At 48.1% G+C, this 14,545-nt stretch carries 12 protein-coding genes and 2 tRNA genes; 12 read left to right on the forward strand and 2 right to left on the reverse strand.

All coding sequences use genetic code 11. From position 1 onward, the window contains the following. The first annotated feature begins 48 nt into the window (after positions 1-48). Positions 49-186 (forward strand): hypothetical protein, encoded by a 138-nt coding sequence (locus tag B0D95_RS20530; protein WP_168172373.1) that lies wholly within the window; start codon positions 49-51, stop codon positions 184-186. A gap of 142 nt (positions 187-328) precedes the next feature. Here B0D95_RS20530 and B0D95_RS04905 read toward each other — a convergent pair. Further along, positions 329-405, reverse strand: a tRNA-Asp gene (locus B0D95_RS04905). A 40-nt stretch (positions 406-445) separates the two neighbouring features. Beyond that, positions 446-521: transfer RNA gene (locus B0D95_RS04910), tRNA-Val, on the reverse strand. Positions 522-758: 237 nt separating this feature from the next. Here B0D95_RS04910 and B0D95_RS04915 point away from each other — a divergent pair. The 11 genes from B0D95_RS04915 (at position 759) to B0D95_RS04965 (ending at position 14,544) form a co-directional block, all read left to right on the forward strand. Further along, entirely contained in the window at positions 759-1,274 is a 516-nt protein-coding gene (locus tag B0D95_RS04915; protein ID WP_078042845.1) for a cytochrome c-type biogenesis protein, read from the forward strand. Beyond that, positions 1,274-2,554 (forward strand): c-type cytochrome biogenesis protein CcmI, encoded by a 1,281-nt coding sequence (gene ccmI, locus B0D95_RS04920; RefSeq protein WP_078042846.1) that lies wholly within the window; start codon positions 1,274-1,276, stop codon positions 2,552-2,554. The genes B0D95_RS04915 and ccmI overlap by 1 nt, the downstream gene beginning before the upstream one ends. A gap of 287 nt (positions 2,555-2,841) precedes the next feature. Further along, positions 2,842-6,351, forward strand: a complete 3,510-nt coding sequence (gene smc / locus B0D95_RS04925; RefSeq protein WP_078042847.1) for a chromosome segregation protein SMC — start codon at positions 2,842-2,844, stop codon at positions 6,349-6,351. A 27-nt stretch (positions 6,352-6,378) separates the two neighbouring features. After that, positions 6,379-7,575, forward strand: coding sequence for a cell division protein ZipA (zipA, locus tag B0D95_RS04930; RefSeq protein WP_078042848.1), 1,197 nt, complete (start codon positions 6,379-6,381; stop codon positions 7,573-7,575). Between the two features lie 98 nt (positions 7,576-7,673). Further along, entirely contained in the window at positions 7,674-9,716 is a 2,043-nt protein-coding gene (ligA, locus tag B0D95_RS04935; protein WP_078042849.1) for an NAD-dependent DNA ligase LigA, read from the forward strand. Between the two features lie 2 nt (positions 9,717-9,718). Continuing rightward, positions 9,719-10,345 carry a transglycosylase SLT domain-containing protein gene (locus B0D95_RS04940; protein ID WP_078042850.1) on the forward strand — a complete coding sequence of 209 codons (627 nt, stop codon included), beginning with the start codon at positions 9,719-9,721 and terminating at the stop codon, positions 10,343-10,345. 40 nt (positions 10,346-10,385) lie between these two features. Then, on the forward strand, positions 10,386-10,811 hold the full coding sequence (locus tag B0D95_RS04945) for a hypothetical protein (RefSeq protein ID WP_078042851.1): 426 nt from the start codon (positions 10,386-10,388) through the stop codon (positions 10,809-10,811). 19 nt (positions 10,812-10,830) lie between these two features. Then, a complete protein-coding gene (gene hemB, locus B0D95_RS04950; RefSeq protein ID WP_078042852.1) occupies positions 10,831-11,808 on the forward strand; it encodes a porphobilinogen synthase in 978 nt (325 codons plus the stop codon). A gap of 25 nt (positions 11,809-11,833) precedes the next feature. After that, positions 11,834-12,241, forward strand: coding sequence for a DUF3012 domain-containing protein (locus B0D95_RS20770; protein WP_244904796.1), 408 nt, complete (start codon positions 11,834-11,836; stop codon positions 12,239-12,241). 31 nt (positions 12,242-12,272) lie between these two features. Next, positions 12,273-13,793, forward strand: a complete 1,521-nt coding sequence (locus B0D95_RS04960; protein WP_078042853.1) for a Wadjet anti-phage system protein JetA family protein — start codon at positions 12,273-12,275, stop codon at positions 13,791-13,793. After that, positions 13,786-14,544 carry a DUF4194 domain-containing protein gene (locus tag B0D95_RS04965; RefSeq protein WP_078042854.1) on the forward strand — a complete coding sequence of 253 codons (759 nt, stop codon included), beginning with the start codon at positions 13,786-13,788 and terminating at the stop codon, positions 14,542-14,544. The genes B0D95_RS04960 and B0D95_RS04965 overlap by 8 nt, the downstream gene beginning before the upstream one ends. Position 14,545 lies beyond the last annotated feature (1 nt).

Here is a 14,545-nt window from a genome sequence, read left to right on the forward strand (position 1 = left end):
CCGCTAGACTGAATTCATCAGATCAAACGGCGGAGGTGCATTATGTATATGGATTCAATTGTTGCTTATGGTTTGGTAATTGTCTTACTAACCTGCGTGATGATTACCTATGTTGGAATTTATGCTTATAAGCACATTAAAGAAGACTCAGCAAAAGCGGATCGTGAATTGGGCAAAAAGGCCTAATAAACGGATAGCACAATCTGTTCACCAAAAGGCCCTCTGCGGGCCTTTTGCGTTTTAGTTGTCTGGTGCGGATTGGTGGTGGTGTAGCTTTATTTCGGGCATAAAAAAAGCCCCTAATGCGGGGCTTTTTTCATTTCATATATGGCGGACCGGACGGGGCTCGAACCCGCGACCTCCGGCGTGACAGGCCGGCATTCTAACCGACTGAACTACCGGTCCGCAGCGTCACTAAGAACCACAACTACCTTATGAGTAAGAGTGGTGGGCGGTACAAGACTCGAACTTGTGACCCATGCCTTGTAAGGGCATTGCTCTACCAACTGAGCTAACCGCCCAAGATTACTCGCTTTTCAGCGATCACCTTGTTGGTGGCGCGTATTCTAATGATGTAAAAGTTTCGGTCAACCTTTTTTTTATAGATTCGCTAAAATTTTTCCAAAAAACCAAAAAATGGTTGCGAAACAAACACTTGTGATCGATTTTTACTCTTGCAGGCAAAGTTTCCCGCTCTTGCTTATGAGTTGTTATACTCGCGCAAAATTTTCAGTTAATGCTGCGGAAGCCTATTTACTATGCGCGCAACTCTAATAAAACTCTGTTCCTGCCTCGGTTTGTTGCTCATTGCTTTTTCCAGCCTTGCGGCCATCGAAGTACATGAATTTGATAACGATGTAGATCGGAAGCGTTATCAAAGCTTTGTCGAAGAGATGCGCTGTCCCAAATGCCAGAACCAAAATCTTGCTGGCACTAACTCTGCGATCGCCATGGATTTGCGCCGCGAACTGGTGTTCATGATAAAAGAGGGTAAGTCCGATAAAGAAATTGTCGACTTTATGGTCGAGCGCTATGGCGAATTCATTCTGTACCGGCCTCGACTCAATTCATCGACCCTGTTGCTATGGGGGGCGCCGGTGTTTTTGCTGATCGCCGGGATTATTTTGTTGCTGGTGATAGTGCGTAAGCGCCGCACCCTGGATCTAGCGAGTGGTGAGTCCGGTTTGTCCGCAGAGGAGCGGGCGCGTCTCACTGATTTACTCAATAACACACAAGATTCCACATCACATACTAATAAGCAGGAGAAGCAATAATGGTCGCTCTGTGGGTGGGCGCCGTTGCGCTCTGCGTTGTCGCTGCATTATTTATCTTTTGGCCGCTTTGGCGTTATGGCGCACAAAAAAACAATATTTCAGTAATCGATGTAGATGCCCGGCTTGCCGAAAATGTACGTTTATTCCATGAACACATTGCTGAGCTGGAAACGCACTTGGCTGCAGGGCGGATTGATGCGGAGCAGTTTGCCCAACTCAAGCTGGAGCAGGAGCGAGCATTGTTGGACGATGAGGCAAATATCCGCGCCGCACAACAAACTCGTCGCCTTAATGTTGGTGTGGCGACATTTGCGGTAGTTGCTGTCGTCGCTGTTTTGAGCACTTATGTTTTATACCGTGAGCTGGGCAGCAGCGCAGATGTTGAAATCCGAATCGCACAATTAGAAAAGCAGTACCTGGATAACCGGGATTATCAAATCGGGAAAGATCCTGACCCAGCGCGGACTCGCGAAATGATCAGCCTGATTGAGGAGCGGTTGGAGGATAACCCTGACCAACTTCAGTATTGGTTTCTTCTCGCACGCATGTATATGGATGTCAGCGATTTTGGCAAAGCAACAAATGCCTATCTGCAAGTATTGGAGCGCGACAAGGAGTCAGCCATGGTAATGGCTGAGGCCGCTCAAGCGATGTTCCTGCGCGACGGAAGCAAAATTAATCCAGCTGCTGCGGATTTGGTGCATAAAGCGCTAAAAGTTGAACCTGATAACACCATGGCATTGGGGTTGGCGGGGATAGAAGCTTTTGGCAAGCAGAACTACCTCGATGCAATTAAGTATTGGGGGCGTACAGTTAAACTGACAGGTGCTGATTCTCCCGGTGGTCAGGCGCTTGTAGCTGGTATAGAACGGGCGGCAGGTCTCTTTTTTGCCAATGGGGGCACGCAGGAGCAATTGGATGCTGCTCGTGACGGTCGGCACATCGCAGTCAACGTATTGCTGGCAAGTGACGTTAAAGTCGGGCCGGATCAACTGGTGTTTGTGTATGCACGGGCTTGGCAAGGCGCCAAAATGCCCCTGGCTATTGCCCGTTTTAAAGTATCTGAGCTGCCCAAGCGTGTGGTGTTAACGGAATCCATGGCGATGACAGACAGCATGACGCTCGCCACGGTGGATAAAGTTGAGTTGGTTGCGCGTGTCTCTCAAGATGGCACTGCAACCGCTAAAGCTGGGGATTGGCAGGGTAGCATTGGCCCGATTGATTCAGCGGCTGCTCCCGCCGATTTGCAAATAACAATCGGTGAGCAAGTGGCGCCCTGATGTGTATTGGCGCTGGTTGCGCCTGGATTGCCTAAAAAATGGACGGCCATTCAGGCAATCCCATTTTTGCCCTTCGAGGCGGGTGTAAAGCGATACACAAATGTGTAGAATCCCGCCCTTAGTGGTTAATTTGGCGTTTTTTGAAAATTCAATAGCCATTAAAAAGGCCAACAAAATCAAACAGCTAGGCGACCTGAATCGCCAGCGGACTATTTCTTGAGCAGGTGGATTGAAGATGGGCGCTTCAATCGCAAAAAAACCTGATGAATCATGAGTGATATGGACCTATGCGGTTAAAGTGCATCAAGCTGGCTGGCTTCAAATCGTTTGTTGATCCGACAACGGTCAACTTTCCCAGCAATCTATGCGCTGTTGTTGGGCCAAACGGCTGTGGCAAATCCAATATTATCGATGCTGTGCGTTGGGTGATGGGGGAATCCTCAGCCAAAAACCTGCGCGGCGAAAACATGACTGATGTTATTTTCAACGGTTCCAGTGGCCGCAAGCCCGTCGGTCAAGCGTCAATCGAACTGGTGTTCGACAACTCCGATGCAACACTTACCGGCGAATATGCGGGTTACAGTGAAATCAGTATCAAGCGTAAGGTCTCCCGCGATGGCGATAACAGCTACTACCTGAATGGCACCAAATGTCGTCGTCGTGATATCACCGATATTTTCCTCGGCACCGGCTTAGGGCCACGGAGTTACGCGATTATTGAACAGGGCATGATTTCGAAATTGATCGAAGCCAAGCCAGAGGAATTGCGTGTATACATTGAAGAAGCGGCTGGTATTTCCAAATACAAAGAGCGCCGTCGCGATACCGAAAGCCGTATGCGTCGCACCCAGGAAAACCTTGAGCGTTTGACGGATATCCGCGATGAATTGGAGCGTCAATTATCACGCCTGCAACGGCAGGCTCAGGCGGCGGAAAAATACGCAGAATACAAAAAAGAAGAGCGTCTGTTAAAAGCGCAATTGCAAGCCCTCAAATATCAACAGCTCGATCAGCAAGCTAAAGCCAAACAACTGGCTATTCGCGATCTGGAATTGCGCATGGAATCTTTCGTGACTGATCAAGTCAATAAAGATACCCAAATCGAAAAATATCGCAGTCAATATACTGAATTGGGCGATAAATTTAATGAAGTGCAAGGGCGTTATTACGCCATAGGTGCCGAAATTGCGCGCCTTGAACAAAGTATCCAGCATGCCAATGAGCGCGCGCGCCAGTTACAGACCGACCTTGACCAAACCAGTCGCGACAGCAAAGAAGCCGAGGAAAATCTCGCACTCGATACGCAGAAAGTAGAAGCGTGGGAAGAAGAGTTGTTGACGCTGGAGCCTGAGCTGGAGTTGGTCAAAGCAGCCGAAGAAACATCCAACGAATCATTAATTGATGCTGAAGAGGCAATGCAGCGTTGGCAAAATGACTGGGACAGTTTTAACCAGCGCGCCGCTGAGCCACGTCAGCGTGCAGAAGTACAGCAATCGCGTATTCAACATTTGGAGCAGGTGCAACAGCGTTTGTTGCAACGTATTGAAAAGCTGCGTGAAGAAAAAGCAAACCTGCAAGATAGTTCCGATGACGAATCGATTAATGAATTGACGGAACAGCTCGCGGAATTGGATTTAGTTGCCGATGACAAACGTACGCGCCTTGATGAATTTGTAGAAAAGCTGGATACCACGCGCAACGACAACAATCGTATCGTCAACGAGCTTGATCAGGTACGCAGTAAATTGCAGACCATGCGCGGCCGTCATGCATCACTGGAAGCTCTGCAGCAAGCGGCGCTCGGCGAAAAGAATAAAGCAGTCACTGAATGGCTGGTGCAGCATCAACTGTCTGGCAAAACCCGACTCGCTGAATCAATTGTTGTTGCCGATGGCTGGGATAAGGCATTGGAAACAGTGCTAGGCAATGCATTGCAAGCTGTGTGTGTTGATCAGGTGGATGCGGTAGCGGGGTTGCTGGAAAACCTTACTCAAGGTGAGTTGGTGTTATTTGATACCAATGCAAGCTCTGCTTCTACTGCTGCAGCAAAAGCGACGTTGTTGAGCACCAAAGTCACTGCCCCTTGGGATGCACAAGGGCTGCTTGCTGGTATTTATATAGCTGAGGATTTAACAGTGGCGCTTGCTTTGCGTAAGCAACTTGCTGCCAGTGAATCCGTCATTACTCGCGATGGCATTTGGTTAAGTGCGCATTGGGTTCGTGTCACACGTGATACAGATGCAAGTTCAGGCGTGATTGCTCGCCGCCAGGAATTGGAAGAATTGTCGGCAGCGATTGCCACTGCTGAGGAACAGGTTGAACTATTAAGTCTGCAACTGGAAGAAGGGCGCGATGCAATCAAGCGCCTTGAACAGGATCGCGAGACCTTGCGACGTGAAGTGGATGAACAAAACCGTAAGCATGGTGAATTGCGTTCACAATTAAGTGCAAAACAAGTGCGCATCGAACAGATGAATATGCGTCGCGAGCGTGCTGAAAATGAAATTCGCGAAGCACGCGAGCAAATGGAGCAAGAAGCTGAGCATTTGTCAGAAGCGCGGATGATTCTTGGCGAAGCCATTGAAATGATGGAACAGGATACTGACCTGCGCGAATCTTTGCTGCAGCAGCGTGATGATATTCGCTCCGGTTTGGATATTGCACGTCAGCGCGCACGTCACGACAAAGATAAAGCCCATGAGCTTGCCATGCGTTACCAATCGGTGAAAACCCAATTGGATTCCATTCGTTTGGGGATTGGGCGCTTGCGTGAGCAGGTTGCTCGTTTGCAAGAGCGGCGTGAACAATTAATTGCCAGCATTGCAGATAATCGCGACCCGGTGGAAGAGTACAAGCTGGAGCTTGAAGCCTCCTTGTCCAAACGTCTCTCCGTAGAGGCTTCCTTAACGGAGGCGCGCCGCGCGCTGGAAACAGTTGAGCATGAGCTGCGTAATTCCGAGCAGGCGCGTAACCGCGCTGAGCAAGAGGTACAAGCAGTGCGTGCTCACTTGGAGCAAGAGCGTTTGGCTGCGCAAATGTTTGAAGTACAGCGTGCTGGCATTGTCGAGCAGCTTGAAGAAGAGGAATTAAATCTGGAAATCATTCTGGCCGAAATGCCAGAGGGAACAGAAGTAAAACCCTTAGAGGAAGAATTGGAATCCATTGCTGGCCGTATCAGTCGTTTGGGCCCCATCAACCTTGCTGCGATTGATGAATATAAAACAGAGTCCGAGCGTAAAAATTACCTTGATGCGCAAAATGCAGACTTAATGGAAGCGCTTGATACACTTGAAAATGCGATTAAGCGCATTGATCGCGAAACCCGCACACGCTTTAAAGAAACTTTCGATCAGGTTAACAAAAGTCTGCAGGAGCTGTTCCCGAAAGTATTTGGCGGCGGACATGCTTATCTTGAGTTGACGGGGGATGAGCTTCTGGATACGGGCATTACTATCATGGCTCGCCCACCGGGCAAGCGTAATAGCACTATCCACCTCTTGTCAGGTGGTGAAAAAGCGCTTACCGCGATTGCTTTGGTTTTTTCGATTTTCCGTCTAAATCCCGCACCTTTCTGTATGCTGGATGAAGTAGATGCCCCACTGGATGACGCTAACGTTGGTCGCTATGCACGTATGGTTGAAGAGATGTCAGCTCAGGTGCAATTTATTTACATCACACACAATAAGAATGCGATGGAAATGGCACACCAATTGTTAGGCGTTACCATGCATGAGCCAGGTGTTTCACGTCTGGTGACAGTAGATGTTGACGAAGCTGCAGAACTCGCTGCAGTTTAATACTAAACACATATTGCGGATAACCTTATGAAAGATTGGGTCATCATTATTGGTACGTTGCTGATTCTGCTGGTTCTTGCGGATGGAATCAGACGCAAGCGCAATGAGCGTATGGGAAAAATTAAAGTCTCGCGCACACTAAAAAAGAGTTTGAAACAACAGCCTGAAGATGAGGAAGATCACTTTGCTGAAGTCCCCAGTTACACCAGTGAACTGCCTAATGGTGGTGCACGTGTAGTGGGCAAGCGTGACCCTCAAGCACCGATTCCAAGCATAGAGAAAAAGGCTCACGCAAAATCCTACACGGAAAAGCAACTTCGCAATGCGCTTACTGAAGCCCCTGTTACACGTGCGCAACGTGAGCCGCAACAAACCAGTCTTAATCTTGGGCAGGCTGTGCCAATACTGATGGAGTCGGTGGAAGATAAAAATCGTTCACTGCCGCTGGATGAGCGCATTGAGCCCCGCTTTTCGGCGATTGCCGATGAGCAGGATAGTCATCACGATGTTGATGACGATCAGGATGAGTACGAAGGTGAAGATTACGAAACCGATGATCACCCCTACACGCGCGAATTGGATGATGAGCGCGACGAGGATGAGTTTGATCAAGAGAGTGATTACGAAGACGAATATGAAGATGATGAGCTTCCGTTAGATGATCATGAGCAAGATGAGAGTGATTACGACGATGAAGACTACGAAGAAGAGGATGACTATGACGATAATCCGCAATCCGCCGGGCATAGCAAAAATGAATTAGCGCAGCAGCCGGCACCAGAGCCGGAAGAGGTGTTGATTATTAATGTGATGGCGCACAAAGGGGAAATGTTCAAAGGTTCTGACCTGCTGGATATTATTCTGAAGTGCGGTATGCGTTATGGCAGTATGGATATTTTCCATCGTTACAGCGATGCAAAAGGCGAGGGTGCCTTGCTGTTTAGCATGGCAAATATGGTGAAGCCTGGCACCTTTGATCTTGATGCAATGGACGAATTTGAAACGCCAGGTGTCAGTTTGTTTATGACCTTGCCAATTAATGCTGACTCAATGCAATCATTTGATTTGATGGCCGATACTGCGCGCGCTATTGCAGAAACGTTGAATGGCGAATTGAAAGACGAACAGCGCAGTGTGATGACCCGTCAAACACTGGAGCATTGCCGTCAACGCATTCGCGACTTTGAACGAACCCGTTTGTTCCGCCGTCCACCACGTCACTAGTTTCCCTTTTTAAAGTGCAGGGATGCACTCGCTCTCACAAGGCATGAATCGCAGCGTGTTGTAAACCGCAGGATTCGAATATTCAGGTACATTCATTCATGTCTACCCTTTCTCTTTTTGATGATTTTCCGCCAGATATCGAACAGCTGCGTCAGGAAATTAATTATCACAGCTACCGTTATTACGCATTGGATGATCCGCAAATAACAGATGCGGATTATGATCGATTAATGCAGCGTCTGCGCGAACTCGAAGCGCAATATCCAGCATCAATTACGCCTGAGTCACCCACTCAACGTGTGGGTGCTGCACCACTTTCCGCTTTCCAGACGGTTGTGCATGAAATGCCCATGCTGTCACTGGATAATGCGTTTAGTGATGAGGACTTGCTGGCTTTTAACCAGCGCGTGCAAGATCGCTTGAAAAGCGCAGACGATATTGAGTATGCCTGCGAAGTAAAACTGGATGGGATCGCTGTTAGTTTGCTGTATCAAAACGGTTTGTTGGTGCGTGGCGCAACCCGTGGCGATGGTACTAACGGGGAAGATATCACGCAAAACGTACGCACGATTAAATCGATTCCACTGCGTTTGCATGGTGAGGGCTTTCCATCTGTTCTGGAAGTGCGCGGCGAAATATACATGCCCAAAGCAGGTTTTAATGCGCTTAACGAAAATGCCCGCATTGCCGGCGAGAAATTATTTGTAAACCCCCGTAATGCAGCGGCGGGTTCTTTGCGCCAATTGGATCCACGTATTACTGCCAATCGTCCACTGGAGATGTGTGCCTACAGTGTAGGTTGGGTAGATGGTGGTGAATTACCTTCTACGCACAGTAATGTGCTTGCTGCATTGAAATCCTGGGGCTTTTTAACGAATCGCGAAACACAAGTCGCTAAAAATATTCATGAGGCAATAGCATTTTATCGCCGTATCGGTGAAAAGCGCGATGCACTGGCCTACGATATTGACGGCATAGTCTTCAAGGTGAACTCGCGTAAATTGCAGGATTCATTGGGATTCATTTCACGCGCACCCCGCTGGGCTATCGCGTATAAATTTCCTGCACAGGAAGAGTCTACGCTGTTACTGGATGTTGAGTTTCAAGTAGGCCGCACTGGGGCGGTTACGCCAGTGGCTCGCTTGCAGCCGGTGTTTGTAGGTGGCGTAACTGTGTCCAATGCAACGCTGCATAATCGCGATGAAATAAATCGCTTGGGAATAAAAGTTGGTGACACGGTTATTATTCGTCGCGCCGGTGATGTTATTCCACAGATTGTGCAAGTTGTTGAATCAAAACGAACCGCGGATGCTCGCGATATTGTGTTTCCGGATTCCTGTCCTGTTTGTGGTTCGCCGGTAGAAACTGTTGCTGATGAAGCTGTTGCGCGTTGTTCTGGTGGTTTGGTTTGTGCGGCGCAACGTAAAGAAGCCATTAAACATTATGCATCACGCAAAGCCATGAACATAGAAGGCTTGGGTGATAAGTTGGTAGAGCAGCTCGTTGATTCTGGTCGGGTTAATACGCTTGCCGATATTTATTCCCTCACGCGGGAACAATTGTCTGCGATGGAGCGCATGGGCGAAAAGTCAGCTGACAATATTATTAACGCGCTGGAGATATCCAAAAAAACCACGCTGGCAAAATTTATTTATGCCTTGGGTATCCGCGAAGTGGGTGAGGCAACGGCTCGTAACTTTGCCAACTATTTTGGAAGCTTTGAGGCGCTGGCAGCGGCTGATCAGGAAACCTTGCAAAAAGTACCCGACGTCGGCCCGGTTGTTGCGCATTTTGTGGCTGAGTTTTTTGCACAGGAATCCAATATCGCCGCCGTATCGGCGCTGCGTAATCATGGTGTCCATTGGGATAACATTGAGGTTGTGAGCCCCGAAGAGTTGCCTCTGGCTGGCTTGACCTATGTGTTAACCGGCACCCTGGAGGCGCTTTCGCGTGATGATGCAAAAGCACATCTGTTGGCTCTGGGAGCTAAAGTGGCGGGCAGTGTATCTGCTAAAACCGATTATGTTGTTGCCGGTCCTGGCGCTGGTTCAAAACTCGCCAAAGCAGAAGAGCTTGGCCTTAAGGTGATGGATGAGGCCGGCTTGCTTGCACTGCTTCAACAGCATGGCAGGAGTGTGTAGTCATGTCGGTTAAGTTTGCGCTAATAGGTGTGTTCAAATTGCTGTGCTTGGGTTCACTGCTTACTTTAGTGGGTTGCTCCAGTTTACCACCGAGCAAACCACAGGATCTGTGTGCAATTTTTGATGAAAAACCTTCCTGGTATAAAGCATCTAAAAAAGCAGAAAAACGATGGGGCTCCTCAGTGCCAACGATGATGTCCATTATGTATCAGGAGTCGCAGTTCAAGCACAATGCTCGCCCGGCGCGCACCAAAATTTTGTGGGTAATACCGGGGCCGCGTCCCAGTGATGCCTACGGATATCCGCAAGCCAAAAATGCCACTTGGAATGAATACCAAAAAAACAGCGGGAATGGTTGGTCGCGACGCGACAATTTTGGCGATGCGATTGATTTTATAGGTTGGTATAACAAACAAAGCCAGATTCGCAGCCGAATTAATCCGGGCGATAGCTACAATTTGTATCTCGCCTATCATGAAGGGCATGGTGGTTTTAATCGCGGTACTTATCAAAGAAAGAACTGGCTGACCAATACTGCTCGCAAAGTGGAGTCCCGTGCACAGCAATATGACTACCAACTGCGCGCCTGTGAAGACCGTTTTAAAGGCAGTTGGTGGTGGCCGTTTTAGCTAAAAGTTGTCAGTTGTCGTTACTCATGTCGGAGTGATTATGGATCAAGAATCAATTGTTTACGGTTGTATTAAGGATATATCGCCGTCAGCGCTGGAGTCTGAACGTATCCGCGTTAATCGCGAGGCGATGTTGTCCTTACCGCATGCAGATGAATGGCCCTTTTTAAGCCAGGAAATGTTTTCAATTCCAGGCGTGAGTGCGCCATTTTTTAATTATCAAACCGAAGTTATGCACTTCGGGGCATCTTATAAAGCGGTGGAGTATGAGTGGGATCAATGGATTGCCCAATTTGAATCGCTGTTAAGTAAAATGTATTGGGTATCTGCCACTGTGCATTTGGAAACGGAATTGTCTGGCACCCATACGTTTACCTGGGAAGCGAATGGCAGTTTCCATAAACCTGGTTCCGGCAATATGCGGGTGCGCTGTGAATGGAGTCACGAGGGCTCCTTGGGCATCTAATTAATTACTGAGTGTATCTATGCAAATTCCATTATCCAAACCTGATTTCCGGTTTCGCCGTTTGCGCAGAACCACAGCTCTGCGTGAATTGGTTCGCGAGACACACTTGCACATGAGCGACTTCATCCTGCCTATTTTTATAGAAGAGGACATTAGCGCACCTGTTGCCATAAAATCCATGCCCGGTGTATTTCGTTACCCTGAATCACAACTGGCAGAATTGGTAAGTCGCGCCTGGAGCAAAGGCGTGCGCGCTATTATTTTGTTTGGCGTGTCTACCCATAAAGATCATGAAGGGGCTGATACCTGGTGTGAGCATGGTTTATTGGCGCGAATGATTCGTATAGCCAAAACGGCGCAACCGGACATGTTGGTGATTAGCGACAATTGTTTCTGTGAATACACAGATCACGGCCATTGTGGTGTTGTGGCTAATGATGATGTGGACAACGATAAAACCCTCGCTAATTTGCAAAAGCAAGTTGTTCTGGCTGCGCAAGCAGGTGTGGATATGATTGCACCTTCAGGCATGATGGATGGCGCGATCAGTGCGATTCGCCAAGCGTTGGATAGTGCAGGTTTTACCCATATTCCTATCATGTCCTACTCCACTAAATTCGCTTCTGCCTTTTATGGCCCATTCAGGGATGCCGTTGATAGCAGTTTTAAAGGGACACGCAATACTTATCAAATGGACCCGGCTAATTCCCGCGAAGCGCTTGCCGAATCCATGCAGGATGAAATGGAAGGCGCCGATATTCTTATGGTAAAACCGGGCATTGCCTATTTGGATATTCTGGCCAGTATTCGTGCCAATTCCAGTCGTCCGCTCGCGGTTTATCATGTCAGCGGTGAATACGCCATGATTAAAGCTGGAGCAGCGGTGGGTGTAATCGATGAAAAATCTATTGTTCTTGAAACCATGACAGCATTTAAACGCGCAGGGGCTGATTTAATTATCACCTACTATGCAGAAAAAATGGCTGAATGGCTTTAAGGGTTTGCGTTGAGGTTTATGTAACATGATGTCATTTTTTCGCGAGCAAAAATTACTTGTTGTTTTATTACTTATCAGTTTGCTCGTGTTGGGAGCGGGGGTATTTATGATTCAAATCACCGAAGAGCAAGCACAGCAACACACGGAACAACAGGCCGTACAACAACTGGATGAGCAGGAAAAAGCCATCGCGGCTATGAATTTAATGGCAGATATCGCCGAGAAAGAGCTAAAAGCACAACAGCAGCAACCCCAGTCTGTTGTGCAGGGCGTTAGTGATATTAAACCGCAAGAATCGATTGATCGCGTTGCCGCGCTGAATGGTCGTGTACCCGATGTGGGCTCTGACGACTGGTGTGAAGTGATGATGGTAAAAGACGCCAAAGACTGGACTGTGGATGAGCAATCGCTTTTTGCTAAACATTGTCTGTAATTGATTTGTTCCCACCCTGTGAACCCTCCTGATGTTTTTTAGCGATTCCCGCCAACATTTTTTTAACCCGCTGACAGGAAAATATCGGGCTCTCGTTGCAGAGTGCCTGCGTCTGTTGTATCAGCGGTTATACACTGACCTACGTGATTATGGTCATGCGATCAATCGCGAGCAGTTGGTCGATATCTTCAAAGAAGCCATTGCCCGCGCGCCTATTCTTGATGCGGATGCAGATGCCGATATTAATGACGGTGAAGATGCTACCGAAGGGCGATTCAAGACCCAGCGCGATCTTGCCAGTTTTATTATTAACCGACTAATTGAGCATGGCTGGCTTGAAAAACAGGTTGACGAAACCAGTTTACAAAGCAGTTATGGTTTTAGTCGTATGGGGCGCTTGTTTACCCAACCTTTTGCCGACAATGATGCCAATCAATTTCGTACCCGCAATCGCAATACCCGTAATACGCGCAATAGTTTGCAGGCATTTTATGATCAGGGCGAGATCAATGATTTGCTGGATGCTTACGAATATTCCGAACGTATTATCAGCGACTTTACTGATGTTATTGCCGAGCTTGAAGAGCGTAAGCGTCAGTTAGTGCGAGAGGTGGAATCGCGCCAGTTAATCCAACAGGCGAGCGATGAGTTTTTTGACTTTATGGAAACGGTATTTAAACCGGATCTGGAAGTGCGCTTGTCGGCCGACAGTGTTGAAAAGTATCGCGATCAAATTTCGGACATTATCACCAAAATTCGACGCAAACGAAAATATGGCCAAGGCAACGAAGAGACTGCTGCAAAAGATTGGCGTGCAGTCATGGAAATTCGCTTGCGCAAAGCGCTGCCGCAAAAAGTAGTACCCGGCGTATCATTATTGGAAACCTTGTTGCAAACGATTGATTCCCGGTTAAAAAATGCCTGCGACATTATGTTGCCTGCCTTGCGGCGCGCGCTGAACACCTTTACTCAACGTGCCGATATTATTATTCGCCAGCTCAGTTACATTAATAGCCGCGGTCAGGATGATCTGATGGATATTTATCGCTCTTTGGGGAATTTAACCCCAGAGCAACAGGATCACTTGCTGCTGGAGCAGGGCGAGACGATTGCCAGCATACAAATGGGGTTTATTGATCCGGCGCAAATCCAATTGCGCGCTCCGCGCAATATCCAAGTCGTGCGCTCCATGTTGGATGAAGATAAGGCATTGGATGCAGACGCACAGAAGTCGTTGTTCATCCAGCAGGCACTTGATAAAGCATTTATTTTGCAGTCCAGCAGTGTGCGTGATTATGTTCACCAAGCACTATTGGAAAAGGGAGAGGTTCGTAGCAGTGCATTGCAAGCAAGTAACATGCAGGAATTGTTAAACCTTTCTCATGCCATTGAAGTCGGAGCTGCTGATAATCTGTCGTCCCGTTACCGTTTTACGGTTCAGCAAAACAGTGAATGGCTGCACCAGCAACCGCTGGTTACCGGCGATGCTTATTTTAAACAGCGTGATGAGTTTGTCATTCGCTTGACCGATGAAGGTAAGCCCAATGAGTAACCTATTAAGCTCGCTCTTGCAGGAGCAATTGGATAAACACAACATGAGTTTGGATAACTGGCGCGAGTTAGTACAGCGCTTGTTGGATTACGGTGTTTTATGCCGCGACGACAGCCAGGTTGAGGCTGAGTTATATGATCGTTTTTTGCGTATTCATGAGTTACTGAATGATTATTTGAGTTTGATGGGCATTCGTTTTCAACATGACAGCCATTTCCGGTTTGTGCGTATCCTGCCACCGGGGGCACGCTTACCGGGAATGGATGATGAAAGTGATGAGCCCTTCAATGCCAGTTTGCGCAGCCGGTTAAATCAACACGAAGTTGCCTTGGTGTTAGTGTTGCGTGCTGAATATGATAAAGCGCTGCGTGAAGGCAGTATTGATGAGCAGGGCTGCGCAACCTTGTCGCTGGAAGCGATTGCTATGGCGATGAAAAGCTTGTTGCGGCGTAGTCTTCCTGAAAATATTGGTGAACGTCGACAGGCATTTAAACGGCTGCGTCAATTGCGCTTGATTAACTTTTTTGCAGAGTCAGATATTGATTCCGGCGAAAGCTGGATAAAAATCCGCCCACTCATTATTAACCTGGTCAACAATGAATGGCTTGAGCAGATTCGCAATCACCTTGCTGAAAACCTGCTGCTGGTTGATGAAGAGACTGACGAATCCACGACTCCTGATCCGGCACGTCCCGCTGCGGTCAAACCAACTCCGCACTTCAATCGCTCGCTTTTTGCCGCGGAAGAATAAC

Origin of the sequence: Cellvibrio sp. PSBB023, from assembly GCF_002007605.1 — a bacterium.
Lineage (GTDB): Bacteria > Pseudomonadota > Gammaproteobacteria > Pseudomonadales > Cellvibrionaceae > Cellvibrio.

Excerpts from the sequence above, each read along its gene's own strand:
- B0D95_RS04940 (WP_078042850.1), top strand. The coding sequence starts at position 9,719 with ATGTCGGTTAAGTTTGCGCTAATAGGTGTGTTCAAATTGCTGTGCTTG.
- B0D95_RS20530 (WP_168172373.1), top strand. The coding sequence starts at position 49 with ATGGATTCAATTGTTGCTTATGGTTTGGTAATTGTCTTACTAACCTGC.
- B0D95_RS04915 (WP_078042845.1), top strand. The coding sequence starts at position 759 with ATGCGCGCAACTCTAATAAAACTCTGTTCCTGCCTCGGTTTGTTGCTC.
- ccmI (WP_078042846.1), top strand. The coding sequence starts at position 1,274 with ATGGTCGCTCTGTGGGTGGGCGCCGTTGCGCTCTGCGTTGTCGCTGCA.
- hemB (WP_078042852.1), top strand. The coding sequence starts at position 10,831 with ATGCAAATTCCATTATCCAAACCTGATTTCCGGTTTCGCCGTTTGCGC.
- B0D95_RS04965 (WP_078042854.1), top strand. The coding sequence starts at position 13,786 with ATGAGTAACCTATTAAGCTCGCTCTTGCAGGAGCAATTGGATAAACAC.
- B0D95_RS04960 (WP_078042853.1), top strand. The coding sequence starts at position 12,273 with ATGTTTTTTAGCGATTCCCGCCAACATTTTTTTAACCCGCTGACAGGA.
- zipA (WP_078042848.1), top strand. The coding sequence starts at position 6,379 with ATGAAAGATTGGGTCATCATTATTGGTACGTTGCTGATTCTGCTGGTT.
- B0D95_RS04945 (WP_078042851.1), top strand. The coding sequence starts at position 10,386 with ATGGATCAAGAATCAATTGTTTACGGTTGTATTAAGGATATATCGCCG.
- B0D95_RS20770 (WP_244904796.1), top strand. The coding sequence starts at position 11,834 with ATGATGTCATTTTTTCGCGAGCAAAAATTACTTGTTGTTTTATTACTT.
- ligA (WP_078042849.1), top strand. The coding sequence starts at position 7,674 with ATGTCTACCCTTTCTCTTTTTGATGATTTTCCGCCAGATATCGAACAG.
- smc (WP_078042847.1), top strand. The coding sequence starts at position 2,842 with ATGCGGTTAAAGTGCATCAAGCTGGCTGGCTTCAAATCGTTTGTTGAT.